Origin of the sequence: Caulobacter sp. UNC279MFTsu5.1 (assembly GCF_900114015.1) — a bacterium.
In the GTDB taxonomy this organism is placed as follows: Bacteria; Pseudomonadota; Alphaproteobacteria; order Caulobacterales; family Caulobacteraceae; genus Caulobacter.
Genome location: NZ_FORN01000099.1, coordinates 1 through 1,714 on the forward strand (window position 1 = coordinate 1; position 1,714 = coordinate 1,714).

Below are 1,714 nucleotides of genomic sequence, written 5' to 3' on the forward strand. Positions count from 1 at the left end.
ATGACGCCCAGGGAGTACGCCAGCGCCTTCTGCGGAGAGACCGGCCGGCACGCTGCGCAGGCTGATAGCTCCGCGCACCGGCCTCTTGCCACCCATCAACACCAAGGCTCAAATCAACCCAGGCCTCGTCCGCGCCCTGCTCGACGACCATGTTGGCGCCCCCGATTCCAGGCCGCAATCGGCCCTGTCGGACGCGCCGCGTTCGAGGCCGCCGATGTAGTGCCCCCGGTAGTGAGTTCGGCGTTGATGAGATTGGGGTTTTCGGGATTTGGTAGTACGGCGAGTAGTGCCCCTAAAAATCAGCGATCCGATTAGTATAGATAAGTCAAAGCGTTACGAGCACCGAGAGGTGCGTATGGTGTAGTGCCATTTTAAGGGGATTTTTGCGCTGAACAGGCCGCCCAAAGACTCTCTTAAGGGGGTCCATAAACAACCAATCGCGGTACGCGAGCGGAAACGCCAGAGACATTACATAAAATTACGGATTATCGACAAAGCCACGGCGCTAGGAGCCGATCTTGGAGCGCGCCACCACAAGGCGCCGTAGCGAACGATCGGCGTAGCGAAGACCGTTGCGGCGGCGCTAGGGGAGCGACTATGCAGGCCTGACGGCTTTCTGCCTCGCAAAAGCCAGCAAGGCTGCTTCCTCCCTGTCTGCCAGGTTGTTGAAGTGTTCGACATCGCGAACCAGTTCTCTGTAGCCCCAAAGCGCGCCAAGATCACCCTTTGCGTCGCGGGGAAAGTATTGAAACTCCCACCCCCTCCCAGGGGAACCATCTACAATATCAAATAGCTCCGCTGGATACCAATTTGGGCGCGAGTTATCTTGCGGATCAATCAAATACTTCAACTTACCCTTAAAAATAGATTGCCCATAAATTGTGTATGTTGATCCGACATCGACGTCATAAATTGCACTGTCCAATCCATCGAATGACTTTTCCTCATTGGGAACGTCACCGTATTTCGAATACTTACACACACATTTCATAGCCATAGCGTCCTATTTAATTTTCCAATCATCTGTCGCGCGCGTTCTAGTGTTGTAATTATAGTGAACTTCCACGCCGTTGATGTTTTGTCTCCGCTTTTCCCACCCGTCGGAGCCCGGCCAGCGACCGTCCTGCATCCCGCCTCGAACGTCTACCGGCCCCCCAGCCTCTGGCTTGGATTGAGCCTCACGCATCGCAACCTGCTCTTTCAAGTTCTGCGGAGGTCGCCCGGTGCTGCCTTTGGAATTGGGGCCATTGCCAGGCAACCCAAAGCCCATAGCGGAAGCCATAGTGTCAACGAGCTTGCCCAAATCCAAACTGTAGTCTGGGTTGGACTCTCTCGCTGAAACACCCATCCCGTATTTGTACTGCGCACTAATAAATGAGGAAATGCTACCGACTTTGGAGACGGTTGACGCGCTATACTCTTTAGTTAGGCTGCTAGTTTTTCCATCTTTGTTTGTATACGACGTCGTAACGGTCAGACTCTCCTTACCGTCATCCGAATAGGCGCAAGACCCACCCTTGCCTTCGGTAAAGCTGCAATTGACAGCCTGGTTGCCGGAAGGATCGCTGTGATTGACAGGATCGTTGCCGACGTAGGCGTACCAGTTCAGGTCGTCGCCATACCCGATGGGGTCGGTTTGGAGAAACCGCCCCAGGGTCGGAGAATAGGCCCGGGCCTTGTAGTGGTACAGCCCCACCTCCGGCAGCCAGATCTG

General features: G+C 54.9%; 2 protein-coding genes. Both read right to left on the bottom strand.

What is annotated here, in order from left to right; all coding sequences use genetic code 11:
- Positions 1–595 precede the first annotated feature (595 nt).
- A complete protein-coding gene (locus BM066_RS26260) occupies positions 596–982 on the bottom strand; it encodes a phosphoribosylaminoimidazole synthetase (RefSeq protein WP_143093828.1) in 387 nt (128 codons plus the stop codon).
- A gap of 21 nt (positions 983–1,003) precedes the next feature.
- Positions 1,004–1,714, bottom strand: a 711-nt coding sequence (locus BM066_RS27235; RefSeq protein WP_255367729.1) for an RHS repeat-associated core domain-containing protein, incomplete at its 5' end; no start/stop codon positions are given.